Origin of the sequence: Rugamonas rubra (assembly GCF_900114705.1) — a bacterium.
Taxonomy (GTDB): domain Bacteria; phylum Pseudomonadota; class Gammaproteobacteria; order Burkholderiales; family Burkholderiaceae_D; genus Rugamonas; species Rugamonas rubra.
In genome coordinates, this window is record NZ_FOTW01000023.1 from 1 (window position 1) to 22940 (window position 22940).

Below are 22940 nucleotides of genomic sequence, written 5' to 3' on the forward strand. Positions count from 1 at the left end.
GTACGGCTTGTCCCTATAACCTTAGCAGGTTGTAAGAATGAGAAGTTACGTGTTCCTGAGTTGTTGAGACATACTTCATTACCCCATTCTTTACTGATACTTCTTCCCAATTTTAGAGCGCCGTCGCCCATCCGGGGACGCGCGTTCGTACAAGTCAATGCCTGATGACCATAGCAAGTTGGTACCACCCCTTCCCATCCCGAACAGGACCGTGAAACAACTCTGCGCCGATGATAGTGCTGCAACCAGTGTGAAAGTAGGTTATCGTCAGGCTAGTTATTCTAAAAAACCCCATCCGGTGATCCGGTGGGGTTTTTTTTCGTCCATCGCTTTGGATGTAAAAAACCCCGTAGGTGGATGTTGTGGCCCAGGCCATCGCATCCACCTAAGGGGTTTTCGTCTATGCGGCTTAGATGCCCCAGACGATGTCGTTGCCGTCCTGCTTGGCCGCGCGCAGCATTTCCAGCAACGGATATGCGCGCGCCGCGAAGCCGACGCGCTGTTGCACGGCATGCTCCTGGGTTTCGCCTTCCTCCGCCTCGTGGGCGTGGATGTCGTGCTCGACATCCACATCGGGATGTTGTTTGCTGAGTGCCACCTCGTGCTCGAGCAGCGACAGGGCCGTTGCCGCCTCGGCGGCGGTAATCACTCCCCGGCTAGGACTCTTGTGCAGCAGATCCAGTATGCGTTGTGCATGTTCCTGATACATCAGGACTTCTGGCGATGATTTGGATTTAAAAGTAATCAACATAAGTGCTTTCCGAGTCTTGTTGTTAGTAGCTTCAAACAATAGCACGACTTGCCATTTTGAATACTTCAAGATGTTGACAAGGTGCTTCCGGTTCAGCAAACAAGCGGCCGTCTGTGGTCTTCGCTGTTGAAACTTAGTTCAGTTTAAAGGAGCTCAGGAAGGTGTCAACTGTCTCGCGCACAATGTGTTTTTCCCGCCCCATGATGATGACTTGATAGATCCGTTTGTCCTTGGCGACGAAGCGGCCGATCAGTAGCATCGATTCGCCGTTGCGCGTGCCCTTCGCCTCGACGTCCAGCGTGGTTTGCTGCGCCGCCGCGCCACCGTTGCCCGACGACTGAGCCGCCACCTTGTCGGCGGTCACGCTGGCGCCGATGTTCTTGAGCAGCGCCGTCTTCATCGCCGGCAAGGCCGCCTGCGCCTTGGCCGCGTCCGCCAGCAGCGCGCTGCCGACGGCGAAGGTGATGCCGTCGACCTCGGCGGCGGCCATGGTCATGCTCACCTCGGTGCCGGCCAGGTCGATTTTGCGCGTTTGCGTTGCCGGCTTGCCGGGGAACAGCACGGCGTAGGGGGCGTCGTTGCTGCGGTAGTCGCGCCAGTCGAACTTGGGGCTGCAGGCGGACAGGACGGCGCCGGTCAGCGCCGTCGCCAGGAGGAGGGGGAGGGAAAGTTTTCGCATGCTTGATGGTAGCAGGCTGCGGGGCGCGCGGGCAAACGGCACGGCCTCAGCGCTCGCGCAGCGCGCGCCGGTACTGTATCGCCTCGCCCACATGCGCCATGGTGATGGTGCGTGCGCCGTCCAGGTCGGCGACGCTGCGGGCCACGCGCAGCACGCGGTGGTAGGCGCGCGCCGACCATTGGAATTGCTGCATGGTGCTGCGCAACAGATGTTCGCCGGCGCGGTCCGGTTTGCAGTGGCGGTCTATATCGCGCGGCAGCAGTTGCTGGTTGCTCTTTTGTTGGCGCTGCAGTTGCCGCAGCCGGGCCTGTTCGACGCGCGCCGCGATGACGGCGCTGCTGTCGCCGTCGGCCGGCGCGGCCAAGGTCTCCGGCTCCACCTCGGCCATTTCGAGCTGGATGTCGATGCGGTCGAGCAGCGGGCCGGAGATGCGGCCCTGGTAGCGCAGGATGGTATCGGGCGAGCAGCGGCATTGGCCGCTGGCATGGCCCAGGTAGCCGCAGGGGCAGGGATTCATCGCGGCGATCAGCTGGAAGCGGGCGGGGAACTCGGCCTGGCGCGCCGCGCGCGAAATGACGATGCGGCCCGATTCCATCGGTTCGCGCAGCACGTCGAGCACACGACGGTCGAATTCGGCCAGCTCGTCGAGGAACAGCACGCCGCAATGGGCCAGCGAGATCTCGCCCGGCCGGGGTTGGCTGCCGCCGCCGACCAGGGCCGGCCCCGAGGCGGTGTGGTGCGGCGCGCGGAACGGCCGGCGCTTCCACAGCTCGGGGTTGAAGCGGCCACAGAGCGATTGCACGGCGGCCGACTCCAACGCCTCCTCGTCGCTCATCGGCGGCAACAGGCCGGCGAAGCGGCTGGCCAGCATGGTCTTGCCGGTGCCGGGCGAGCCGACCAACAGCACGCTGTGGCCGCCCGCCGCCGCCACCTCCAGCGCGCGCTTGGCGAACAACTGGCCTTTCACCTCGGCGAAGTCGGCGTACTCGGCGGCCGCCAGCAGCAGGCTGGGCTGGTGGCGCTGCAGGGCTGCGTCCGGCGTCAGCGCGGCGAAGTGGGCGCACACTTGCAGCAGCGAGCGGGCCGGGTAGATGGCGGCGCCGGCCACCAGGGCCGCCTCGTCGGCGTTGGCCTGCGGCACGATGAAGGCGTGCTCGGCGCCGTCGCGGCGCATGGCGAAGGACATCGCCAGCGCGCCGCGGATGGGCCGCAACTCGCCCGACAGCGACAGTTCGCCGGCGTATTCATAGCGGTGCAACTGGCTGGAGGGAAGCTGGCGCGAGGCGGCCAGGATGCCGAGCGCGATCGGCAGGTCGAAGCGGCCGGATTCCTTGGGCAGGTCGGCCGGCGCCAGGTTGACGGTGATGCGCTGGGCCGGCATCTCGAAGCCGCCGTTCTGGATCGCCGCGCGGACCCGGTCGCGCGCCTCTTTGACCTCGGTCTCGGGCAGGCCGACGATGGTGAAGGAGGGCAGGCCGTTGGCCAGATGCACCTCGACGCTCACTTCCGGCGCCTCCATGCCGGCCAGGGCGCGGCTTTTCAGCACGGCTAAGCTCATCGGATTCCTCGCTCGGGAAGGACGGGACTGCAGCTGAAATCGTAGAGCGCGGCGGGCGCGGCGCCTTGCGCCAGACTAAGCGCGCGGCTGTTTCAAGCGGAAGGAGGTGGCGGGGTGGGCCTCGGCCTGTCAATTTCGCAACAGTAGCGATGCGCTAGTCGCGCCCGGCGTGCCGGCGTCACGCGGCGGTCATGCGTTTGCGCCATGCTGGTGCCATGGCCGCACCACGGCGGTCGCGTGTTGGCCGTGCATTGGCCGTGCATTGGCCGCAGACGGGCCGGGCATCGGCCGCGTCGGCGCAGGTGGGCGGGTGCTTACTTCGCGCCGTCGAGGCGCGCTTCCAGCTCGGCCAGGCGGGCTTCCACCGCTTCGAGCTTGCTGCGGGTCTTGGCCAGCACCTGGGCCTGGATGTCGAACTCCTCGCGGGTGACCAGATCGAGACGTGAAAAACCCTGGGTCATCATCGATTTGACGTTCTTTTCGATGTCTTTGGCCGGCGAGTTCTCGATGGCTTGGTTGATCTTGCTCTGCAAGTCGTTAAAAAAAGTATTCATATCCATGATAGTCCTTGATGTGGCCGACAATGCAACGCACCATTGCAGTGCACTTCGGCCTAATGTGGTGCGAATTTTTGATACTGACTAGTGCGCCGACCGCGATTCTCACCTCAGCCTGCCTCAATCCGCTTGCCTAGACACGGTTGCAACTGCCTGTCCACCAACATTAGCTGGCACGCATTCTGCTACAGGTACTGATGAAAGCTTTTGATCAGCCTAGATTTTAAACCGCAACCGCTACCCAAGTTCAATTCAAAGGAAATCGCCATGAAAAGCCTCACCAAGAATCTTACTCTTGCCGCCGCACTGACCTTGGCCTTTGCCTCTTTCGGCGCCGTCTCGGCCCATGCGGAAGAGGCCGCCGCAGCCAAGCCGGACAACGACGTCAGCTACAACGTCGCGCTGACCAGCGACTACCGTTTCCGCGGCATCTCGCAATCGCGCTTGAATCCGGCGCTGCAGGGCGGGGCGGATTATACCCACAATCCTAGCGGTTTCTACGCCGGCACCTGGCTGTCGACGATCAAGTGGACCAAGGACGCGGGCGGCGACGGCGACATCGAATGGGACATCTACGGTGGCAAGCGCGGCGAGATCAGCAAGGACATCGCCTACGACGTCGGCGGCCTGTACTACTTCTACCCGTCCAACGGCCTGCACCCGAGCGCCAACACCTTCGAGCTGTACGGCCAGTTGTCGGCCGGCCCGTTCTCGGTCAAGTACTCGCACTCGACCACCAACCTGTTCGCGGCGCCCGACAGCAAGAACAGCGGCTACCTCGAGGCGGCCTTCACCTACGACGTCTACGACGGCTACAACCTGGGCCTGCACGTCGGCCACCAGAACGTCAAGAACAACGGCGCCTTCAGCTACAGCGACTACAAGGTCGGCGTGAGCAAGGACTTCGGCTTCGCCACCGTGGCACTGGCCGCCGTCTACGCCGACAGCAACGCCTACGTCACCCCGGCCGGCAAGAGCACCGCCAAGACCGGCGCCGTCCTGACCATCTCCAAAACCTTCTAAGCGAGGCCAGCATGAAAATGATTACCGCCATTATCAAGCCGTTCAAGCTCGACGAAGTGCGTGAAGCCTTGTCGGCGATCAACGTGCAAGGCATCACCGTCACCGAGGTCAAGGGTTTCGGCCGGCAAAAGGGCCACACCGAGCTGTATCGCGGCGCCGAATACGTGGTCGACTTCCTGCCCAAGACCAAGATCGAGGCGGCCGTCGACGACGCCATCGTCGACCAGGCGATCGAGGCCATCGAGGGCGCCGCGCGCACCGGCAAGATCGGCGACGGCAAGATCTTCGTCTACAACCTGGAGCAGGTGATCCGCATCCGCACCGGCGAAACCGGCAACGAAGCACTTTAAGGGGAACATTGATGAAAAAAACAATAACCAAGTTGCTAGCTGGGGTCGCTTTCCTGTTCGCATGTAACCTCGCCGCGCCGGCCTTCGCCGCCGACGAGGCCAAGCCGGCCGAGGCCGCGCCGGCGGCGGCCGCCGCCGCGCCCGAAGTTGCTCCCGCCGCCGCTCCGGTAGCCGCGCCGGCCGCCGCCCCGGCCGCCGCCGCGCCGGCCGAGGCGCCGGCCGCCGCCGCGCCCACCCCGAACAAGGGCGACACGGCCTGGATGATGACCTCGACCATGCTGGTCATCATGATGACCATCCCCGGCCTGGCCCTGTTCTACGGCGGTCTGGTACGCTCGAAAAACATGCTGTCGATCCTGTTGCAAGTGTTCATGGTCTTCGCCGTCATCATCGTGCTGTGGTGCATCTACGGCTACTCGCTGGCCTTCACCGAGGGCAACGCCTTCTACGGCAAGTTCGACCGCCTGTTCCTGAACGGCATCTGGGACCCGACCAAGGCCGCCTTCTCCACCGCCGCCACCTTCAGCAAGGGCGTCGTGCTGCCCGAGTTCGTCTTTGTCGCCTTCCAGGCCACCTTCGCCGCCATCACCTGCGCGCTGATCATCGGCGCCTTCGCCGAGCGCGCCAAGTTCGTCGCCGTGCTGGCCTTCGTCGTGCTGTGGTTCACCTTCTCCTACCTGCCGATCGCCCACATGGTCTGGTTCTGGACCGGTCCGGACGCCATCAAGGACGCCGCTAGCGCCGTCACCGAAGGCGCCAAGGCCGGCTGGCTGTTCCAAAAAGGCGCGCTGGACTTCGCCGGCGGCACCGTGGTGCACATCAACGCCGCCGTCGCCGGCCTGGTCGGTGCCTTCATGATCGGCAAACGCGTCGGCTACGGCCGTGAATCGATGGCGCCGCACTCCTTGACCATGACCATGATCGGCGCTTCGCTGCTGTGGGTCGGCTGGTTCGGCTTCAACGCCGGCTCGGCGCTGGAAGCGGGCGACGTCGCCGCCCTGGCCTTCATCAACACCCTGTTGGCGACCGCCGCCGCGACCGTGTCGTGGGTCGGTGGCGAATGGGTCGCCAAGGGCAAGCCGTCGATGCTGGGCGGTGCCTCCGGCGCGGTGGCCGGTCTGGTGGCCATCACCCCGGCCTGCGGTTTCGTCGGTCCGATGGGCGCGCTGGTCATCGGCCTGCTCGCCGGTGTGGTCTGCCTGTGGGGTGTGAACGGTCTGAAACGCCTGCTCGGCGCCGACGACTCGCTCGACGTGTTCGGTGTGCACGGCGTCGGCGGTATCCTCGGCGCGCTGCTGACCGGCGTGTTCGCCTCGCCTTCGCTGGGCGGCCAGGGCATCTTCGACTACGTCAGCAACAAGATGTCGTCCGACGCCTACTCGATCGTCGGCCAGGTGACCACCCAGGCCACCGCCGTCGGCACCACCATCATCTGGTCGGCCATCGTCTCGGTGATCGCCTACAAGCTGGTCGACGTGGTGATCGGCCTGCGCGTGCCGGAAGAGGAAGAGCGCGAAGGCCTGGACATCACCAGCCACGGCGAGTCCGCCTACCACGCCTGACCCTTGCATGGACCGGCCCGCCGCGCGCGGGCCAGCCGAAAGCGCCCCAGCCTGGGGCGCTTTTTTTGCTTTCGGCCTTTAAAACGCGGTTTTCGCCCCGATTTGGAGTAGTTGCACGGTAATATAGATAGCCCGGTGTGCCCTGTCCCTGTCCGGCACGCATATTAAGGAAGTAACCATGGTTCCCCATCTCGTCACGGCCCTGACCGGACCGCTGCTCGACCTCGAAGAAAAAATCCTGGCCGCCACGCCGGCCATCGAACGCTGGTTCCGACTCGAGTGGCAGGAGCACACGCCGCCGTTCTATTGCTCGGTCGACATGCGCAACGCCGGCTACAAGCTGGCCCCGGTCGACACCAACCTGTTCCCCGGCGGCTTCAACAACCTGGCCACCGAGATGCTGCCGCTGTCGGTGCAGGCCGCCATGGCCGCCATCGACAAGTATTGCCCCGACGCGCGCAACCTGCTGTTGATCCCCGAGGTGCGCGAGCGCCATCCGCTGTACCTGCAGAACGTGGCGCGGCTGATGCAGATCTTCCGCCAGACCGGGCTGCACGTGCGGCTCGGCTCGCTGTCGCCGGAGATCACCCAGCCGACCCCGCTGGCCCTGCCAGACGGCAACATGCTGGTCATCGAGCCCTTGGTGCGCTCGGCCAACGGCCGCCGCCTGGGGCTGAAGGACTTCGACCCCTGCACCATCCTGCTCAACAACGACCTGTCGGCCGGCATCCCGGAGATCCTGCAGAACATCCACGAGCAGAGCCTGCTGCCGCCGCTGCACGCCGGCTGGGCGCTGCGGCGCAAGAGCAACCACCTGGCCGCCTACGACGAGGTGGCCAAGAAGTTCGGCAAGCTGATCGGCGTCGACCCGTGGATGCTCAACCCCTTCCACGCCAAGTGCGGCGAGGTCAACCTGCGCACCGGCGAGGGCGAGGACTGCCTGATCGCCAACATCGACACCCTGCTGGCCAAGATCAAGAAGAAGTACAAGGAATACGGCATCAAGGAGCACAAGCCCTTCGTCATCATCAAGCCCGACGCCGGCACCTACGGCACCGGCATCCTGACCATCAAGGACTCGGCCGAGATCAAGGCGCTGACGCCGGCCCAGCGCGAGCGCCTGTCGGTGGTCAAGGACGGCAAGGTGGTCAGCGACATCATCATCCAGGAGGGCGTGCCGACCTTCGAGAGCATCAAGGACGCCGTCGCCGAGCCGGTGGTCTACATGATCGACCGCTACGTGGTCGGCGGCTTCTACCGCGTCCACGCCGAGAAGGGCGTCGACCAGAACCTCAACGCGCCCGGCTCGCAATATGTGCCGCTGGCCTTCGCCCAGCAGCACGCCGTGCCCGACCTGAAAGCCAAGCCCGGCACGGCGGCGCCGAACCGCTTCTACGTCTACGGCGTGGTGGCCCGGCTGGCCCTGCTGGCGGCCTCGCTGGAGATGGAACGCACCGATCCGAACCCGGAAGTCTACTGAGCGCGGCGCACGGCCGGGGCCGCCCGAGGTGCCGGTGGCCGACATCGGCTAAAATCAGGCATTACCCAGATTGGATGCGCCCATGAAAATCGCTTTCCTCGCCGATCCCTTGGCAGGTTTCAAGACCTACAAGGATTCGACCTACGCCATGATGGTCGAGGCCGACCGCCGCGGCCACGCCGTCTACGCCTTCGAACAGCAGGACATGGCGCTCGACGGCGGCAGCGTGTTCGCCAACGCCGCCCGCCTGACGCTGACCGGCGACAGCCACGACTGGTACCGCGCCGCGCCGGCGCACGAGACCGACCTGTCGACCTTCGACGCCATCATCCAGCGCAAGGACCCGCCGTTCGACATGGAGTACATCTACGGCACCTACCTGCTCGAGCTGGCCGAGCGGCAGGGCGCGCGGGTGTTCAACAAGCCCTCGGCGATCCGCGACCACAACGAGAAGCTGGCCATCGCCCAGTTCTCGCGGTACACCGCGCCGACCCTGGTGACCTCGAACGAGGCGCGCATCCGCGCCTTCCAGGCCCACCACGGCGACATCATCCTCAAGCCGCTCGACGGCATGGGCGGCGCCGGCGTGTTCCGCATCAACGCCGAGGGCCTGAACCTGGGCGCCGTGGTCGAGACGCTGAGCGACAACGGCCGCCGCACCATCATGGCGCAGCGCTACATTCCGGAGATCGTCAAGGGCGACAAGCGCATCCTTGTCATCAACGGCAAGGCGGTGCCGTTCTCGCTGGCGCGCATCCCCCAGGCCGGCGAGGTGCGCGGCAACCTGGCCGCCGGCGGCACCGGCGTGGCCCAGCCGCTGACGGCGCGCGACCGCGAGATCGCCGAGGCGCTCGGCCCCGAACTGGCCAGCCGCGGCCTGTTGCTGGTAGGATTGGACGTGATCGGCGACTTCCTCACCGAGGTCAACGTCACCAGCCCGACCTGCTTCCAGGAGATCGCCCAGCAGACCGGCTTCGACGTCGCCGCCATGTTCATCGACGCGGTGGAGCAGGCGCGATGAGCCGGCCGGCGACTAATTGCGCGGCGCGCGTTGCAAAACGCTCGCCCTCACTGGCGGAATAGGCATATGGTTGGCATACTGCTGATGACACACGCGCCGCTGGGCCAGGCCTTCATCGCCGCCTGCGCCCACGTGTTCCGCGGCCCGACCGAGCGGCTCGAGGCGATCGACGTCACCGCCGACCAGGACCTGGGCGAGGTGCAGACGCTGGCGGCGGCGGCCATCTGCCGCCTCGACGAGGGCGACGGCGTGCTGGTGATCACCGACGTCAAGGGCGGCACGCCGGCCAACTGCTGCAACAAACTGGCCGACGCCGGCCGCGTCGAGGTGATCGCCGGCATCAGCCTGCCGATGCTGCTGCGCGCCATCACCTACCGGCGCGACGCGCTCGACGTGGTGGTGGAAATGGCCCTGGCCGGGGCGCAGAACGGCGCGGTGCGGGTCGACAACCGCATCCGCGTGGGACAGAACTAGGGTAGCCGCCGCGCCGGCCGTGGCGGCGGTTTTTTGCAGTGCGCACTGATTGAGACGAGAAAAAATGATTCAACAAGAACTTGAGATTATCAACAAGCTTGGCTTGCATGCGCGCGCCTCGGCCAAGTTCACCCAGTTGGCGGCGAAGTTCCAAAGCGACGTCTGGCTCACCCGCAACGCCAGGCGCATCAACGCCAAGTCCATCATGGGCGTGATGATGCTGGCCGCCGGCAAGGGCGCCAAGGTCACGCTGGAGGCCGACGGCAGCGACGAGCAGGACTGCATCACCGCCTTGTCCGCACTGGTCAACGACAAGTTTGGCGAAGGCGAGTAATGCCCGCTGAGAACAGCCGCCCCCGTACTCTGACAGGTCCACCGATGGCATCGTTCACGCTTCACGGCATTCCCGTCTCCCGCGGCATCGCGATCGGCCGGGCCCACCTGCTGGCGCCGGCCGCGCTCGACGTCAAGCACTACCTGGTCACCGAGGAGCACCTCGAGGCCGAGGTGCGCCGCCTGCAGCAGGCGCTGGCCGCCGTGCACAAGGAGCTGCAGACCTTGTGGCTGGAGCTGCCCAAGGACGCCCCCACCGAGCTGGGCGCCTTCATCGACGTGCACGCCCTGATCCTGTCGGACCCGATGATCTCCGAGGCGCCGCTCGACATCATCCGCAGCCGCCACTACAACGCCGAATGGGCGCTGCTGACCCAGATCGACGAGTTGTCGGCGCAGTTCGACGAGATCGAGGACCCCTACCTGCGCGAGCGCAAGGCCGACATCCAGCAGGTCGCCGAGCGCGTCCTGAAGGTGCTGCTGGGCAGCGAGCAGACCCTGCCCAAGACGCTGGGCGAGGAGCAGTTCCAGGCGCAGATGATCGTCGTCGCCCACGACATCTCGCCGGCCGACATGCTGCAGTTCCGCGACCGCAGCTTCGTCGGCTTCGTCACCGACGTCGGCGGGCAGAACTCGCACACCGCCATCGTCGCGCGCAGCCTGGACATTCCGGCGGCGGTCGGCATGTCGCAGGCCTCCGCCCTGATCGAGCAGGACGACTGGCTGATCATCGACGGCGACGCCGGCGTGGTCATCGCCAACCCCAGCACCCTGGTGCTGGAGCAGTACCGCGAACGCCAGGGCGCGCTGCAACGGGCGCGCAAGAAGCTCAACAAGCTGAAGAAGACCCCGGCGGTGACGCGCGACGGCACCACCATCCTGCTGATGGCCAACATCGAGCTGCCCGACGACTGCGCCACCGCGCTGGAGGCGGGCGCCAACGGCGTCGGCCTGTTCCGCTCCGAGTTCCTGTTCATGGGCCGCAACAGCAAGATCCCCTCCGAGGACGAGCAGTTCGAGCAGTACAAGCGCGCGGTGGTGGCGATGAAGGGCCGGCCGGTGACCATCCGCACGCTCGACATCGGCGCCGACAAGCCGCTCGACCAGAGCGAGCACACCGCGCTCAACCCGGCGCTGGGCCTGCGGGCGATCCGCTACTGCCTGGCCGAGCCGCAGATCTTCCTGACCCAGCTGCGCGCCATCCTGCGCGCCTCGGCCTTCGGCAAGGTGCGCATCCTGATCCCGATGCTGGCGCACGCCTTCGAGATCGACCAGTCGCTGGCCATGATCGCCCAGGCCAAGGCCGAGCTGCGCGAGGCCGACATCAAGTTCGACGACGCCGTCGAGGTCGGCGCCATGATCGAAATCCCGGCCGCCGCGCTGGCGCTGCCGATGTTCGTCAAGCGGATGGACTTCCTGTCGATCGGCACCAACGACCTGATCCAGTACACCCTGGCCATCGACCGGGTTGATTATGAGGTGGCGCACCTTTACAATCCACTCCATCCGGCGGTGCTGCAACTGATCGCCATGACCATCGCCGCCGGCCACAAGGCCGGCATCGACGTCGCCGTGTGCGGCGAGATGGCCGGCGACGTCAAGCTGACCCGCCTGCTGCTGGGCATGGGCCTGCGCGAGTTCTCCATGCATCCGGCCCAGCTGTTGTCGGTCAAGCAGGAGATCCTCAACAGCGACCTGGCGCGCATCACGCCGCAGACCCGCAAGGTGATGCGGGCGATGGAGCCGGCGGTGATCGCCGAGGCGGTCGAACAACTGCAACGCCTGTAACACACCGTCGCGCGGACTGTCATCTGGCCGCCGCGACGGGGCCGGAGCTACAGACCGGCGAGACGGCGCACCTGCCGACCGCGCGGCGGTCCGGGCGGCGCCGATACTGTAAGCTGTCAGCCTGCGCCGCCCATCCTCGCGGCGGCGCATCATTTTTGGCCCGTGGGGCCGCTCCACTACCATCGACAATTTTATGCGATCCATTGGATACGTCACCCCGCAAACCATGCACTTCGCCGAGCCGCTGCGGCTGCAAAGCGGCGCCGCGCTGGCCGACTACACGCTGATGTACGAGACCTACGGCACGCTCAACGCCGACCGGTCGAACGCCGTGCTGGTCTGCCATGCCCTCAACGCCTCGCACCACGTCGCCGGCGAGTACCAGGGCCAGCCCAAGAGCACCGGCTGGTGGGACAACATGGTCGGCCCCGGCAAGCCGCTCGACACCGACAAATTCTTCGTCATCGGCGTCAACAACCTCGGTTCCTGCTTCGGCTCGACCGGGCCGATGCACACCAACCCGGCCAGCGGCAAACCCTACGGCGCCAGCTTCCCGGTGGTGACGGTGGAGGACTGGGTGGCGGCGCAGGCGCGCCTGGCCGACCGCCTCGGCATCGTCCAGTTCGCCGCCGTGATGGGCGGCTCGCTGGGCGGCATGCAGGCGCTGGCCTGGAGCATCCTGTTCCCGGCGCGGCTGCGCCACTGCGTGGTGATCGCCTCGACGGCCAAGCTGTCGGCGCAGAACATCGCCTTCAACGACGTGGCGCGCCAGGCCATCCTGTCCGACCCCGACTACCACGGCGGCGACTTCTACGCCCACGGGGTGGTGCCGAAGAACGGCCTGCGGGTGGCGCGCATGGTCGGCCACATCACCTACCTGTCGAACGACGACATGGCGGAAAAGTTCGGCCGCAAGCTGCGCGACGTGGCCGCCGGCGGCGACTACAAGTTCGACTTCGGCGTCGACTTCGAGATCGAGTCCTACCTGCGCTACCAGGGCGACAAGTTCTCCGAGTACTTCGACGCCAACACCTACCTGCTGATCACCAAGGCGCTCGACTACTTCGACCCGGCGCGCGGCCACGGCGGCGACCTGGCCAAGGCGCTGGCCGGCACCCGGGCCAAGTTCTTCCTCGCCTCGTTCACCACCGACTGGCGCTTCTCGCCCGAGCGCAGCCGCGAGATCGTGCAGGCGCTGGTGTGCAACCGGCGCAGCGTGACCTACGCCGAGATCGACGCGCCGCACGGCCACGACGCCTTCCTGCTGGAGGACCCGCGCTATATGGACATGGTGCGCGCCTACTACCAACAGGTGTGGCTGGAAACCGCCACGGCAGGCAAGGGCGCCGCCACGGCGGCGCCATCGATCAAGGCAGCAAGCGGCAAGGAGCACGCATGAACTTCGACCAACTGAGCAGCGCCCGGCCGGACCTGGCCTTCATCGCCCACTGGGTGCCCAAGTCGGCCCACGTGCTCGACGTCGGCTGCGGCGACGGCGTCATGCTCGACTATCTGCAGAGCGACAAGCAGTGCAGCGGCTACGGCATCGAGATCGCCGACGACAAGGTGCTGGCCAGCACCCAGCGCGGCGTGCAGGTGATCCAGCAGGACATGGAGAAGGGCCTGGCGCTGTTCGGCGACGACTCCTTCGACACCGTGCTGTGCCTGTCCTCGCTGCAGATGATGAAACACGTCGAGCGCCTGCTGCGCGACATCGTCCGGGTCGGCAAGGAGGCCATCGTCTCCTTCCCCAACTTCGCCTACTGGCCGCACCGGGTGGCGCTGCTGAAGGGCCGCATGCCGGTCTCGAAGTCGCTGCCCTACCAGTGGTACGACACGCCCAACGTGCGCTGCGCGACCATCAAGGACTTCCGCCAGCTGGCCGAGGAGTGCGGCCTGGAGGTCATCGACTGCGTCGCCCTGGCCGAGGGCCGCACCGTCAGCGTGCTGCCCAACCTGCGCGGCGACCTGGCCGTGTTCCGCCTGCGCAAAAAGGCGGTGCATTGATGTCGCCAGCGGTGCCGCCGCCGGCCGCCGGCTGGCGCACCTACCTCAACGGCCGCATCGCGGCCGTGCTGTTCCTCGGCTTCAGCTCGGGCCTGCCGCTGTTTACGCTGATCTACCTGATGCAGGCCTGGCTGGCCAAGTCCGGCCTGGACGTCAAGGCGCTCGGCCTGTTCGCGCTGGTGACCTTCCCGTACACGTTCAAGTTCCTTTGGGCGCCGCTGATGGACCGCTACAGCATCGGCAGCCTGGGGCGGCGGCGTGGCTGGATGGCGCTCAGCCAGGTCGGCCTGTTCCTGGCCATCGGCGGCATGGGCATGCTGAATCCGCTCAACCAGCTCGGCCTGGTGGCCGCCTTCGTGCTGGCGGTGGCCTTCCTGTCGGCCAGCCAGGACGTGGTGATCGACGCCTATCGCCGCGAGATCCTCAGCGACAGCGAGCAGGGCCTGGGTGCGGCGGTGATCGTCAACGCCTACAAGGCGGCCAGCCTGATCCCTAGCGCGCTGGGCCTGGTGCTGGCCGACAGCCAGCCCTGGTCCCTGGTGTTCTGGGTGGTGGCCGCCTTCATGCTGCCCGGCCTGGTGTGCACCCTGCTGATCGCCGAGCCGGCCGCCTACGGCGAGCCGCCGAAGAACCTGCAGCAGGCCATCGTGCTGCCATTCCGCGAATTCATCCAGCGCGACGGCTGGCGCCAGGCGTTGCTGATCGTCGGCTTCGTCCTTCTGTACAAGCTGGGTGACAGCATGGCCACCGCGCTGGCCACCAAGTTCTTCCTCGACATCGGCTTCACCACCAAGCAGATCGGCCTGGCGGCGAATGCCACCGGCTGGTGGGCCAGCCTGGCCGGCGGCATTGTCGGCGGCGTCTGGATGGTCAAGATCGGCATCAACCGCGCGCTGTGGGTGTTCGGCCTGCTGCAGGCGCTGGCCGTGCTCGGCTTCGCCTGGCTGGCCAAGGTGGGGCCGGACCCGCTGCTGCTGAGCGCCGTGTTCGGTTTCGAATCGTTCGCCAGCCTGGGGTTGGGCGCCGCCGCGCTGGTGGCGTTTATTTCGCGTTCGACCGACCCGCGTTACACTGCCACCCAATACGCGCTATTTTCCAGCCTGGCCGCCGTGCCGCGCACCTTTATCAATTCCTCGGTCGGCTTCATCGTCGCCGAGACGGGCTGGTTCATGTTCTTTATCGTGTGCTTCTTCCTGGCCTTTCCTGCCATGATGATGCTGCCGAAAATCGCACCATGGAATGCCAAACAATGAAAACCGTCAAACACACAATCGCCTTGCTGGCGCTGGCCGTCTGCGCCGGCGCCGGCGCCGCGTCCGCCCAGCCGCAAGGCGAGCCGGACGGCATCCCCGTCACCCGCATGTCGCGCATGCGCGTGTTCTCCGACCCGCAACAGTTCGAGCAGCAGTCCAAGCTGCAGTACAGCCAGCTGCTCAGCGAGGCCCAGCAAAAGCAGGCGCTGGTGCCGGCCAACCATCCGCAGGTGCTGCGCCTGCGCGCCATCGCCAAGCGGCTGATCCCCTACGCCACGCGCTGGAACCCCGAGGCGGCGCGCTGGCAGTGGGAGGTCAACCTGCTCAACTCGAAGCAGGTCAACGCCTTCTGCATGCCGGGCGGGCGCATCGCCTTCTTCAGCGGCATCCTGACCCAGCTCAACCTGACCGACGACGAGGTGGCCATCGTCATGGGCCACGAGATCGGCCACGCGCTGCGCGAGCACGGCCGCGAGCGCGCCGCCAAGTCGGAGGCCACCAACCTGGTCGGCAAGCTGGCCGGCGCCGGCCTGTCGGCCTGGCTCGGCGTCGACCCGCGGCTGACCGGCGCCGCCACCAACGCGGCGGCCCAGCTGACCGTGCTGCACTTCTCGCGCGAGGAGGAGACCGAGGCCGACATGGTCGGCATCGACCTGGCCGCGCGCGCCGGCTACGACCCGCGCGCCGGCATCGCGCTGTGGGAAAAAATGGGCGCCGTCAGCCAGGGCCAGGGCCAGCCGCTACCCTTCCTGTCGACCCACCCGAGCGGCGACAGCCGCATCGCCGAGATGAACAAGAACATGGCGCTGGTGCTGCCGGTGTACGCGCGCGCCAAGGGCGTCAACCCGAACGCGCTGCCGGCCTACCGGACCAGCGCCGTCGCCACGCGCTGAGGTGGCCATGGGACGACAACAGCAGGGCCACGGCAAGGCGCCGCTGCCGATGCGCGACGGCGTCGCCGCCAGCTACCTGTGGCTGCCCGAGGGCCAGTGGCCGGACATGCTGACCTTCATGGTGCAGCGCTACCCCGACGTCAACGAGGCCTCGTGGCGCGAGCGCATGGCGCGCGGCGACGTGGTCGACGCCGACGGCACGCCGCTGCATCCGGCCAGCGCCTATCGGCGCGGCATGCGCATCTTCTACTACCGCGAGTTGGAGCGCGAAACGCCGATCCCCTTCAGCGAGCAGATCCTGTTCCAGGACGAGCACCTGGTGGTGGTCGACAAGCCGCACTTCCTGCCGATGATCCCGACCGGCCGCTTCCTGCACGAGACCTTGCTGGTGCGCCTGAAGAAGACCCTGGGCGAGGAGGAGCTGACGCCGATCCACCGGCTCGACCGCGAGACGGCCGGCGTGGTGATTTTTTCGCGCCGCCAGTCCAGCCGGGGCGCCTACCAGTCGATGTTCCAGAAGCGCGTCATCGAGAAGGAATACGAGGCGCTGGCGCCACGGCTGGAGGGGCGCGAGTTCCCCTTCACCTACCGCAGCCGGATGGTCGACGGCGACAAGTTTTTCCTGATGCGCGAGGAGCCGGGCGAGCCGAACTCGGAGACGCTGATCGACGTCATCGAGCACCGCGCCGACGCCACCTTGTACCGCTTGCGGCCGCACACCGGGCGCAAGCACCAGCTGCGCGTGCATTTGTCCTCGCTGGGCATCCCCATCGTCAACGACGCCTTCTATCCGGTGGCGCTGCCGTGCAAGCAGGACGACGTGTCGCAGCCGCTCAAGCTGCTGGCGCGGGCGATCGCCTTCACCGATCCGCTGAGCGGGCTGCGCCGCGAGTTCGCCAGCGCCCGCTCCTTGTAGCCGACCGCAGGTGTGCGGCGAGACCCACAGGCGCAACCCTAGGGTCAGACCCTAGGGTCTGACCCTGGTTCTTCGCCGCCGGGGTTCGCCGGCATCCCCGGCGCCTTGAAGTCCCGCCAAAAAAAACGCCGGCGGATGCCGGCGTCGTTGGTTTTACAAACGGTAGTCGATGGTCAGCGGCGCGTGGTCGGAGAAGCGCTCGTCCTTGTAGATCGACACCGCCTTGGCCTGCGCCGCGATGCCCGGGGTGGCGACGTGGTAGTCGATGCGCCAACCGACGTTCTTGGCCCAGGCCTGGCCACGGTTGCTCCACCAGGTGTACTGCTCCTCGCGCTTGTCGATGCCGCGGTGGACGTCGACATAGCCGGCCTCGTCGAACACGCGGGTCAGCCAGGCGCGCTCCTCGGGCAGGAAGCCGGAGTTCTTCTTGTTGCCCTTCCAGTTCTTCAGGTCGATCTCGTGGTGGGCGATGTTCCAGTCGCCGCAGATGACCACCTCGCGGCCCTCGGCGCGCAACTCCAGCAGGTGCGGCAGGAACAGGTCCATGAAACGGAACTTGGCCTCCTGGCGCTCCGGCGACGAGGAGCCGGACGGGCAGTACACCGAGATCACGGTCAGCGAGCCGAAGTCGCAGCGCACATAGCGGCCCTCGGCGTCGAACTCAGGGCTGCCGAAGCCGATCCGCACCTGGTCCGGCGCGCTCCGGCTGTAGATGCCGGTGCCGGAGTAGCCCTTCTTCTCGGCGTAGTGGAAGTTGCCGTGGTAGCCGGGCGGATTGAGGAAGTCCTCGCTCATGTCGGGCGCCTGGGCCTTCAATTCCTGCACGCAGACGAAGTCGGCGTCCTGCGCCGCCATCCAAGTGAAGAAGCCTTTTTTGGCGGCGGAGCGGATTCCGTTCAGGTTGGCGGAAATGATTTTTGGCATGGTCGTCGGATCGGAAAAAAGGGGATAAGTGGGGCGCGCACGGCGCGCGAGGCGCTAGTTTATCGCGTTTCTTCCATCGCTGCGGACAGGCATTGATTGTCGCGCCGGGGCGGCGGGATTAAAATACAGGCACTTTTATGATACGGGGCATTATGAACAACTTACGGCAGGAATTTATCGCTTTCTCGGTCGCCACCGGCGTGCTGCGCTTTGGCGACTTCACCACCAAGGCGGGGCGCCAGTCGCCGTACTTCTTCAATGCCGGCCTGTTCCACGACGGCGCCACCCTGGCCCAACTGGCCCAGTTCTACGCCCAGACCCTGCTCGACTCCGGCGTCGAGTTCGACATGCTGTTCGGCCCGGCCTACAAGGGCATCACGCTGGCCTCGGCCACCGCCGTGGCGCTGGCCGGCAAGGGCCGCAACACCTCGTTCGCCTTCAACCGCAAGGAAGCCAAGGACCACGGCGAGGGCGGCACCATCGTCGGCGCCAAGCTGCAGGGCAAGGTCGTCATCATCGACGACGTGATCTCGGCCGGCACCTCGGTGCGCGAATCGGTCGACATGATCCGCGCCGCCGGCGCCGAACCCTGCGCCGTGCTGATCGCGCTGGACCGCATGGAGCGCTCGGGCAAGGACGGCGCGCTGTCGCCCAGCTCGGCGGTGCAGGAGGTCAGCAAGACCTACAACATCCCGGTCATTTCGATCGGCAACCTGGACGATTTGTTCAGCTACCTGAACGGCGCCGGCGCCGATCCGCAATTGCAGCAGTTCAAGGACGCGGTGGCGGCCTACCGTAGCCGTTACGGCGTGCAATAATCCAAGCGGGCGGCGCAGGCGAAACACCGTTGCGTTGGCGTGGACTTTGAAATTGCTTTGGTGTAACCTTTACCGGAACGCACGTTTGGACGTTTATTCAACACCGACCACCCTGGTCGAGGAGACGAAGGCACAACCATGAACATTGCAACCCTGAAAGTCAACGGCGACGACGACGCACTGGCCGACATCCGCGACGGCCTGCCGGCCGAACCGGACGGCAGCTGGCAAAAAGGCGACGTGCGCCCGGACGGTCGGGTGCGCATCGACTCCGGCTTCTACGTCAGCCTGGGCACGGACAAGAACCCGGACAAGCTGCTCAAGCAGGTGCGTTCCTTCCTGGCCGAGTGCACCGCGCGCGGCATCCACTTCGAACGCTCGGACGTGGCGGCCGAACTGCGCATCGCCTTCACCGTCGACGATCCGAGCAAGCCGACGCCGACGCTGGACTTCCTGCTGGCCGACCTGGCCCTGCTGGTGGAAACCGGCATCTCGCTGAGCATCACGGCCTAAGACCCTTGCCGGGTCGCCGGCACGGCGCCGACCCGCTCGGCGCCGCGCGGTGTTGCGCGCAAGCACCAACCAACGCTACACTGTCAGTTTTGCCAAAAGCATAACTGGAGCCTGCCCATGCGTTTTTCCGAAGACCGTTACGCCGCCCTCCCGGTCGGCGGCCAGACCGAACGCAAGATCCATGTGTGGGAACCGGCCGCGCCGCGCGCCGTCATCCTGGCGCTGCACGGCGGCATGGCCCATGCCGGCGACTACGTCACGCCGGCGCTGTATTTCCGCGCCCACGGCATCGCCACCGTCAGCTACGACATGTGCGGCCACGAGGGCGCGCACCGCGCCGACATTCCCGGTTTTCAAGTCTTCCTCGACGAAGGTGAAAAATTTTTAAGCTGGGTCAAGCGCAACTACCCCGGCCTGCCGATCTATGTGATGGGCCACTCGATGGGCGGCCTGATCGCCACCCACCTGGGGCTGGAGCGCTTCCCGGCCGATGCGGCCATCAAGGGCTTCATCCTGTCGTCGCCGTACTACGTCAACGCGATCAAGGTCTCGCCGGTCCTGCAGGCGCTGTCCGGCGTGCTGGCCAAGCTGGCGCCGACCATGAAGGTGCCGCTGGCGCCGCTGGCCGAGGTGCTGACGCACGACCGCGCGATCACCGCGCGCCACCAGGCCGACGAGCGCGACAACATCCGCGCCAGCGAGATCACGGTGCGCTTCGCCCACGCCCTCGGCCAGGCCCAGCTGGGGCTGGCCGACAAGCTGCCGGCCTGGCGCTATCCGCTGTTCGCCGCCATCGCCGGCGACGACCGCCTGGCCGACTCGGCCGCCAGCGAGGCGATGCTGGCCAAGTTGCCGGCCGGCCTGCTGGAACTGCACCGCTACCCGGCGAACTTCCACGAGAACTTCAACGAACTCAACCGTGAAGAGATCTTCGCCCAGATCCTCGACTGGATCGACAGGCACGGCTAGGCGGATTCTTGCTTTTGTTGAATTGTTGGCACACAATTAACAAAAAATAAGAAAATATTATCGGATTCGGTATCATGCGGGCTCGCGCCGCTTGTGCGGCACTTGCCCCGTTCACACCAAGGAATCCGACATGAAAAAGCTGTTCTGCGCCGCGCTGCTCGCGGCCTCGTTCGCCTCGGCCGCACAGGCCGAGGTCTACAATTTCTCCTACACCTTCGGCGGCAACGGCCTGGTCATCGACGGCTCGATGAACGGCACGCTGCACGGCGACCTGCTGGACGACATCTCCGACGTCAAGATCAACTTCAACGGCAACGCCTTCAGCGGCACGCTGTACCAGGCCGCCTGGAACGAGCAGACCAACAATTGGGACAACACCTTGGGCGCGGTGGTCTCCACCAACGCCGCGAAGAACAACTTCGTCTTCGTCGACGCCAGCGAGCCGGCCAATTTCCACAACAACTACTTCTACTTCACCAACAACTCGAGCATCGGCAGCGAGGTCTTCGCCGTCAGCTACAGCCGGGGCGACATCGCGCTGGACAACCCGGCCAACGCCCACGGCGGCTGGTCGCTGGCGGTGTCGCCGGTGCCTGAGCCGGCCGGGGGCGCCATGTTGCTGGCCGGCCTGGGCCTGATGGGCGTGCTGGCGCGGCGCCGCCGGATGTAAGGGCGAAGGCAGTGCGCAACCGGCGGGCGCCGGCGCGGCCGTCCATGTTGCCACCGAGGGGAGTCGCTCTATGAGAGAATATGTCATCGCGTAGCCAGCGAAGGGGTGTTGCATAGCACCCGGTGACAACAGCGAACGACCACACAGAGCCTATCCCATGCCAGAATTGAGTATTCAGACCTTGCGGCTACGCGACTATCGCTGCTTCGAGGATGTCGAGATCGAATTCCATGACAAGTTGACGGTACTCATTGCTTCGAACGGGGCCGGTAAAACCTCCATTCTGGACGCCATTGCCGTCGCGTTCGGACCGTATGTGGGGGCATTCGACGAGGGGGTGGACAAGCGCTTCCTGCCCAGCGATATCCGCCTGTCCCGCGTGCGGGCGACCAGCAGCAATGAGATGGAGTACGCCGCCGGCGGCGCGTGGCTGGAGGCCACCGGCCGCATTGGCGACGCCACATTGCGACCTTGGCGGCGCAGCCTCGCCGGTCCTGCCAAGGCCAAGACCACCAGCAAGGACGCCAAGCGGCTGACCGATTTGGGCAAGGCCTTGCAGGTTAGGGTGCGCACGCCGGATACCGAGACGGCCTTGCCGCTGCTTGCCTACTATGGCACAGGGCGGCTCTGGCAGCGCAAGAATTTGACGGACGGCGGCAAACTGCATCGGACCACGCGCACCGTCGGCTACTCGAATTGTCTGGACCCTGCCTCTAGCTACAAGGCGCTGGTCGCCTGGTTCCGCTACTGGAGCACCAACTCGCTGAAAGCGCAGGTCGACGCCAGCAGGAACGGGCAAGCCTATCAGGCCAACGAGTTCGATGACTATATTCGTTCCGTCGCCTCGGCGGTCGATGCCTGTCTTGCCCCGGCCGGTTGGAAGGACATCGCCTATTCCCTGGCGCAGGAGCAACTTGTCGCCCACCACGACAAGCATGGTGAGCTGCCGGTGGAGCTGTTGAGCGACGGCATACGAAACATGATAGGCATGGTGGCCGATATCGCCTTCCGCGCCACCAAGCTCAATCCCCATTTCGGTGCTGCCGCGTCGAAGCGGACTTCCGGCGTCGTGCTGATTGACGAGGTGGACATGCACCTGCATCCCGAATGGCAGCAATCGGTATTGCACAGTCTGACGACGGCGTTCCCCTTGATACAGTTCATTGTCACCACGCACAGCCCGCAGGTCATTTCGTCTGTGCCCTCCGAAAGCGTGCGGGTACTGTCGGACTTCGCCGTGTTCAGCGCACCGCCGGGCACCGAGGGGGCGGAATCGTCGCGTGTGCTCAAGCGCGTTTTCGACGTGGCGCCGCGCCCGCATATCGAGGCGACTCATGAGTTGGAGCGCTATTTGGCGCTGGTCTACGCCGACCAGTGGGACAGCGCGCCGGCCCAGGCGCTGCGGGTGAAGTTGGATGAGCGTTATCGCGGCGAAGAGCCGGCGCTGACGGAGGCCGACCTGCATATCGAGAACCGGAAGTGGGAGCGCTCGCTGGAGGCCGGGGCGACGCATGAAGACCCTGCTTAAGTCGGCCCCGCCGAACGAGTTGACGCGCTTCGCCACCGCCTTTCCGGCTGAAGACTGGGACAATGATTTCCGCAACTATTCAGCTGCGCCGAATCAGCCGGGACACGACTACCGTGAAATCAAGAAGCGGCTGATCGCGGATCAAGGCGGACTGTGTGCGTACTGCGAGAGGCTGATCGCCGGCTTGTCGGTTGACCAGCAGAAGGTCGAACACATCCACCCGAAATCGGACAAGTCCAACGCCGCGCTCAACTGGGGTTTGATGTGGACGAACATCGTCGCCGTATGCACCGGTGGCGAGCACGATGACAAATCGTTGCACCCCCTGCCGCGCAATCTGAGTTGCGACTCCCACAAGAACCACTGGCTGTCGAAGGCGGCCAGGACACCCCAGTTGGCGGCGATGCTGGCCGCGTTGATCAATCCGCTGCAGCTAGCTGCTTTTCCATGCCTGTTCGATTTCGACAAGGCGGATGGGCGCCTGTTTCCGAACGACGACCTTTGTTTGCAGGTCGATGCGGCGGCCGCGCTCGCCCTGGGAACGACCAGGGAGCGTTTGACAGTCACGATAGAAACGGCGCTGAACCTCAATTGCGACAGGTTGCGCACCGAGCGCAAGCTCGTGTTGAACGAGTATAACCGGGCGGTTACCGAGGCCAGGCGGCGCAACGACATCCACTTCAAGACCAAGCTGGCGGCCCGCTGGTTCGGCAGCAGGTGGCCGAGCTATTTCACGACGCGCCGCATCCTGTTGGGGGGCGCTGCCGAGCAGTATTTGCGCGGGATCGCGTATCGGGGCTGACGCTGGCGCGGCCGTTGTTGTTGGCAATGAAAAAGGACGCACGCTGCGTCCTTTTTTCATTATTCCCGGCT

24 protein-coding genes and 1 rRNA gene are annotated in these 22940 nt (G+C 65.7%); 20 read left to right on the forward strand and 5 right to left on the reverse strand.

The genetic code is table 11. From position 1 onward, the window contains the following. Positions 1-160 precede the first annotated feature (160 nt). A 5S ribosomal RNA gene (gene rrf, locus BM252_RS22115) occupies positions 161-273 on the forward strand. A gap of 136 nt (positions 274-409) precedes the next feature. Here the strand turns inward: rrf and BM252_RS22120 are convergent. The 4 genes from BM252_RS22120 to BM252_RS22135 all read right to left on the reverse strand — a co-directional run bounded on the left by BM252_RS22120 (position 410) and on the right by BM252_RS22135 (position 3548). Further along, positions 410-751, reverse strand: a complete 342-nt coding sequence (locus BM252_RS22120) for a DUF1840 domain-containing protein (protein ID WP_093389849.1) — start codon at positions 749-751, stop codon at positions 410-412. A 133-nt stretch (positions 752-884) separates the two neighbouring features. After that, complete coding sequence (locus BM252_RS22125; protein ID WP_093389850.1) at positions 885-1430, reverse strand: hypothetical protein; 546 nt, start codon at positions 1428-1430, stop codon at positions 885-887. Positions 1431-1476: 46 nt separating this feature from the next. Then, complete coding sequence (locus tag BM252_RS22130; RefSeq protein WP_093389851.1) at positions 1477-2988, reverse strand: YifB family Mg chelatase-like AAA ATPase; 1512 nt, start codon at positions 2986-2988, stop codon at positions 1477-1479. A gap of 314 nt (positions 2989-3302) precedes the next feature. Next, positions 3303-3548, reverse strand: coding sequence for an accessory factor UbiK family protein (locus BM252_RS22135; protein WP_093389852.1), 246 nt, complete (start codon positions 3546-3548; stop codon positions 3303-3305). A 264-nt stretch (positions 3549-3812) separates the two neighbouring features. Here BM252_RS22135 and BM252_RS22140 point away from each other — a divergent pair, with 264 nt between their 5' ends. From BM252_RS22140 to BM252_RS22200, 13 genes are all read left to right on the forward strand, one after another. Beyond that, positions 3813-4568 (forward strand): TorF family putative porin, encoded by a 756-nt coding sequence (locus tag BM252_RS22140; RefSeq protein WP_093389853.1) that lies wholly within the window; start codon positions 3813-3815, stop codon positions 4566-4568. A gap of 11 nt (positions 4569-4579) precedes the next feature. Further along, complete coding sequence (locus BM252_RS22145; RefSeq protein WP_010393464.1) at positions 4580-4918, forward strand: P-II family nitrogen regulator; 339 nt, start codon at positions 4580-4582, stop codon at positions 4916-4918. Positions 4919-4929: 11 nt separating this feature from the next. Next, complete coding sequence (locus BM252_RS22150) at positions 4930-6480, forward strand: ammonium transporter (RefSeq protein ID WP_093389854.1); 1551 nt, start codon at positions 4930-4932, stop codon at positions 6478-6480. A 178-nt stretch (positions 6481-6658) separates the two neighbouring features. Next, a complete protein-coding gene (gshA, locus tag BM252_RS22155) occupies positions 6659-7960 on the forward strand; it encodes a glutamate--cysteine ligase (protein ID WP_093389855.1) in 1302 nt (433 codons plus the stop codon). 82 nt (positions 7961-8042) lie between these two features. After that, positions 8043-8981 carry a glutathione synthase gene (gshB, locus tag BM252_RS22160; protein WP_093389856.1) on the forward strand — a complete coding sequence of 313 codons (939 nt, stop codon included), beginning with the start codon at positions 8043-8045 and terminating at the stop codon, positions 8979-8981. A 66-nt stretch (positions 8982-9047) separates the two neighbouring features. Next, the gene (locus BM252_RS22165) at positions 9048-9455 is read left to right on the forward strand and encodes a PTS sugar transporter subunit IIA (RefSeq protein ID WP_093389857.1); all 408 of its coding nucleotides are present in this window, start codon (positions 9048-9050) and stop codon (positions 9453-9455) included. Positions 9456-9519: 64 nt separating this feature from the next. Further along, entirely contained in the window at positions 9520-9789 is a 270-nt protein-coding gene (locus BM252_RS22170; protein ID WP_093389858.1) for an HPr family phosphocarrier protein, read from the forward strand. A gap of 44 nt (positions 9790-9833) precedes the next feature. Continuing rightward, positions 9834-11576: a phosphoenolpyruvate--protein phosphotransferase gene (ptsP, locus tag BM252_RS22175; RefSeq protein ID WP_093389859.1), complete on the forward strand. Its 1743-nt coding sequence runs from the start codon at positions 9834-9836 to the stop codon at positions 11574-11576. Positions 11577-11769: 193 nt separating this feature from the next. Continuing rightward, positions 11770-12975, forward strand: coding sequence for a homoserine O-succinyltransferase MetX (gene metX, locus BM252_RS22180; RefSeq protein ID WP_281249377.1), 1206 nt, complete (start codon positions 11770-11772; stop codon positions 12973-12975). Beyond that, positions 12972-13583 carry a methionine biosynthesis protein MetW gene (gene metW, locus BM252_RS22185; RefSeq protein ID WP_093389860.1) on the forward strand — a complete coding sequence of 204 codons (612 nt, stop codon included), beginning with the start codon at positions 12972-12974 and terminating at the stop codon, positions 13581-13583. Before metX ends, metW begins: the two co-directional genes overlap by 4 nt. Then, complete coding sequence (locus tag BM252_RS22190; RefSeq protein WP_093389861.1) at positions 13583-14836, forward strand: AmpG family muropeptide MFS transporter; 1254 nt, start codon at positions 13583-13585, stop codon at positions 14834-14836. Before metW ends, BM252_RS22190 begins: the two co-directional genes overlap by 1 nt. Beyond that, the gene (locus tag BM252_RS22195) at positions 14833-15729 is read left to right on the forward strand and encodes a M48 family metallopeptidase (protein WP_093389862.1); all 897 of its coding nucleotides are present in this window, start codon (positions 14833-14835) and stop codon (positions 15727-15729) included. Before BM252_RS22190 ends, BM252_RS22195 begins: the two co-directional genes overlap by 4 nt. A gap of 7 nt (positions 15730-15736) precedes the next feature. Then, positions 15737-16645 (forward strand): pseudouridine synthase, encoded by a 909-nt coding sequence (locus BM252_RS22200; protein WP_093389863.1) that lies wholly within the window; start codon positions 15737-15739, stop codon positions 16643-16645. 153 nt (positions 16646-16798) lie between these two features. On the opposite strand, the gene BM252_RS22205 is transcribed toward BM252_RS22200, so the two are convergent. After that, entirely contained in the window at positions 16799-17569 is a 771-nt protein-coding gene (locus BM252_RS22205; protein ID WP_093389864.1) for an exodeoxyribonuclease III, read from the reverse strand. A 152-nt stretch (positions 17570-17721) separates the two neighbouring features. Here BM252_RS22205 and pyrE point away from each other — a divergent pair, with 152 nt between their 5' ends. From pyrE to BM252_RS22235, 6 genes are all read left to right on the forward strand, one after another. Continuing rightward, entirely contained in the window at positions 17722-18387 is a 666-nt protein-coding gene (gene pyrE / locus BM252_RS22210) for an orotate phosphoribosyltransferase (protein ID WP_093389865.1), read from the forward strand. Positions 18388-18525: 138 nt separating this feature from the next. After that, positions 18526-18900 (forward strand): hypothetical protein, encoded by a 375-nt coding sequence (locus BM252_RS22215; protein ID WP_093389866.1) that lies wholly within the window; start codon positions 18526-18528, stop codon positions 18898-18900. A 117-nt stretch (positions 18901-19017) separates the two neighbouring features. Beyond that, the gene (locus BM252_RS22220) at positions 19018-19869 is read left to right on the forward strand and encodes an alpha/beta fold hydrolase (protein WP_093389867.1); all 852 of its coding nucleotides are present in this window, start codon (positions 19018-19020) and stop codon (positions 19867-19869) included. A 130-nt stretch (positions 19870-19999) separates the two neighbouring features. Next, the gene (locus tag BM252_RS22225) at positions 20000-20539 is read left to right on the forward strand and encodes a PEP-CTERM sorting domain-containing protein (RefSeq protein ID WP_093389868.1); all 540 of its coding nucleotides are present in this window, start codon (positions 20000-20002) and stop codon (positions 20537-20539) included. 157 nt (positions 20540-20696) lie between these two features. Continuing rightward, on the forward strand, positions 20697-22067 hold the full coding sequence (locus tag BM252_RS22230; RefSeq protein WP_093389869.1) for an AAA family ATPase: 1371 nt from the start codon (positions 20697-20699) through the stop codon (positions 22065-22067). Beyond that, complete coding sequence (locus BM252_RS22235; RefSeq protein WP_093389870.1) at positions 22051-22869, forward strand: retron system putative HNH endonuclease; 819 nt, start codon at positions 22051-22053, stop codon at positions 22867-22869. Before BM252_RS22230 ends, BM252_RS22235 begins: the two co-directional genes overlap by 17 nt. Positions 22870-22940 lie beyond the last annotated feature (71 nt).

Coding starts and splice junctions, on each gene's coding strand:
- BM252_RS22120 (WP_093389849.1), bottom strand. CDS start 751: ATGTTGATTACTTTTAAATCCAAATCATCGCCAGAAGTCCTGATGTAT.
- BM252_RS22125 (WP_093389850.1), bottom strand. CDS start 1,430: ATGCGAAAACTTTCCCTCCCCCTCCTCCTGGCGACGGCGCTGACCGGC.
- BM252_RS22130 (WP_093389851.1), bottom strand. CDS start 2,988: ATGAGCTTAGCCGTGCTGAAAAGCCGCGCCCTGGCCGGCATGGAGGCG.
- BM252_RS22135 (WP_093389852.1), bottom strand. CDS start 3,548: ATGGATATGAATACTTTTTTTAACGACTTGCAGAGCAAGATCAACCAA.
- BM252_RS22140 (WP_093389853.1), top strand. CDS start 3,813: ATGAAAAGCCTCACCAAGAATCTTACTCTTGCCGCCGCACTGACCTTG.
- BM252_RS22145 (WP_010393464.1), top strand. CDS start 4,580: ATGAAAATGATTACCGCCATTATCAAGCCGTTCAAGCTCGACGAAGTG.
- BM252_RS22150 (WP_093389854.1), top strand. CDS start 4,930: ATGAAAAAAACAATAACCAAGTTGCTAGCTGGGGTCGCTTTCCTGTTC.
- gshA (WP_093389855.1), top strand. CDS start 6,659: ATGGTTCCCCATCTCGTCACGGCCCTGACCGGACCGCTGCTCGACCTC.
- gshB (WP_093389856.1), top strand. CDS start 8,043: ATGAAAATCGCTTTCCTCGCCGATCCCTTGGCAGGTTTCAAGACCTAC.
- BM252_RS22165 (WP_093389857.1), top strand. CDS start 9,048: ATGGTTGGCATACTGCTGATGACACACGCGCCGCTGGGCCAGGCCTTC.
- BM252_RS22170 (WP_093389858.1), top strand. CDS start 9,520: ATGATTCAACAAGAACTTGAGATTATCAACAAGCTTGGCTTGCATGCG.
- ptsP (WP_093389859.1), top strand. CDS start 9,834: ATGGCATCGTTCACGCTTCACGGCATTCCCGTCTCCCGCGGCATCGCG.
- metX (WP_281249377.1), top strand. CDS start 11,770: ATGCGATCCATTGGATACGTCACCCCGCAAACCATGCACTTCGCCGAG.
- metW (WP_093389860.1), top strand. CDS start 12,972: ATGAACTTCGACCAACTGAGCAGCGCCCGGCCGGACCTGGCCTTCATC.
- BM252_RS22190 (WP_093389861.1), top strand. CDS start 13,583: ATGTCGCCAGCGGTGCCGCCGCCGGCCGCCGGCTGGCGCACCTACCTC.
- BM252_RS22195 (WP_093389862.1), top strand. CDS start 14,833: ATGAAAACCGTCAAACACACAATCGCCTTGCTGGCGCTGGCCGTCTGC.
- BM252_RS22200 (WP_093389863.1), top strand. CDS start 15,737: ATGGGACGACAACAGCAGGGCCACGGCAAGGCGCCGCTGCCGATGCGC.
- BM252_RS22205 (WP_093389864.1), bottom strand. CDS start 17,569: ATGCCAAAAATCATTTCCGCCAACCTGAACGGAATCCGCTCCGCCGCC.
- pyrE (WP_093389865.1), top strand. CDS start 17,722: ATGAACAACTTACGGCAGGAATTTATCGCTTTCTCGGTCGCCACCGGC.
- BM252_RS22215 (WP_093389866.1), top strand. CDS start 18,526: ATGAACATTGCAACCCTGAAAGTCAACGGCGACGACGACGCACTGGCC.
- BM252_RS22220 (WP_093389867.1), top strand. CDS start 19,018: ATGCGTTTTTCCGAAGACCGTTACGCCGCCCTCCCGGTCGGCGGCCAG.
- BM252_RS22225 (WP_093389868.1), top strand. CDS start 20,000: ATGAAAAAGCTGTTCTGCGCCGCGCTGCTCGCGGCCTCGTTCGCCTCG.
- BM252_RS22230 (WP_093389869.1), top strand. CDS start 20,697: ATGCCAGAATTGAGTATTCAGACCTTGCGGCTACGCGACTATCGCTGC.
- BM252_RS22235 (WP_093389870.1), top strand. CDS start 22,051: ATGAAGACCCTGCTTAAGTCGGCCCCGCCGAACGAGTTGACGCGCTTC.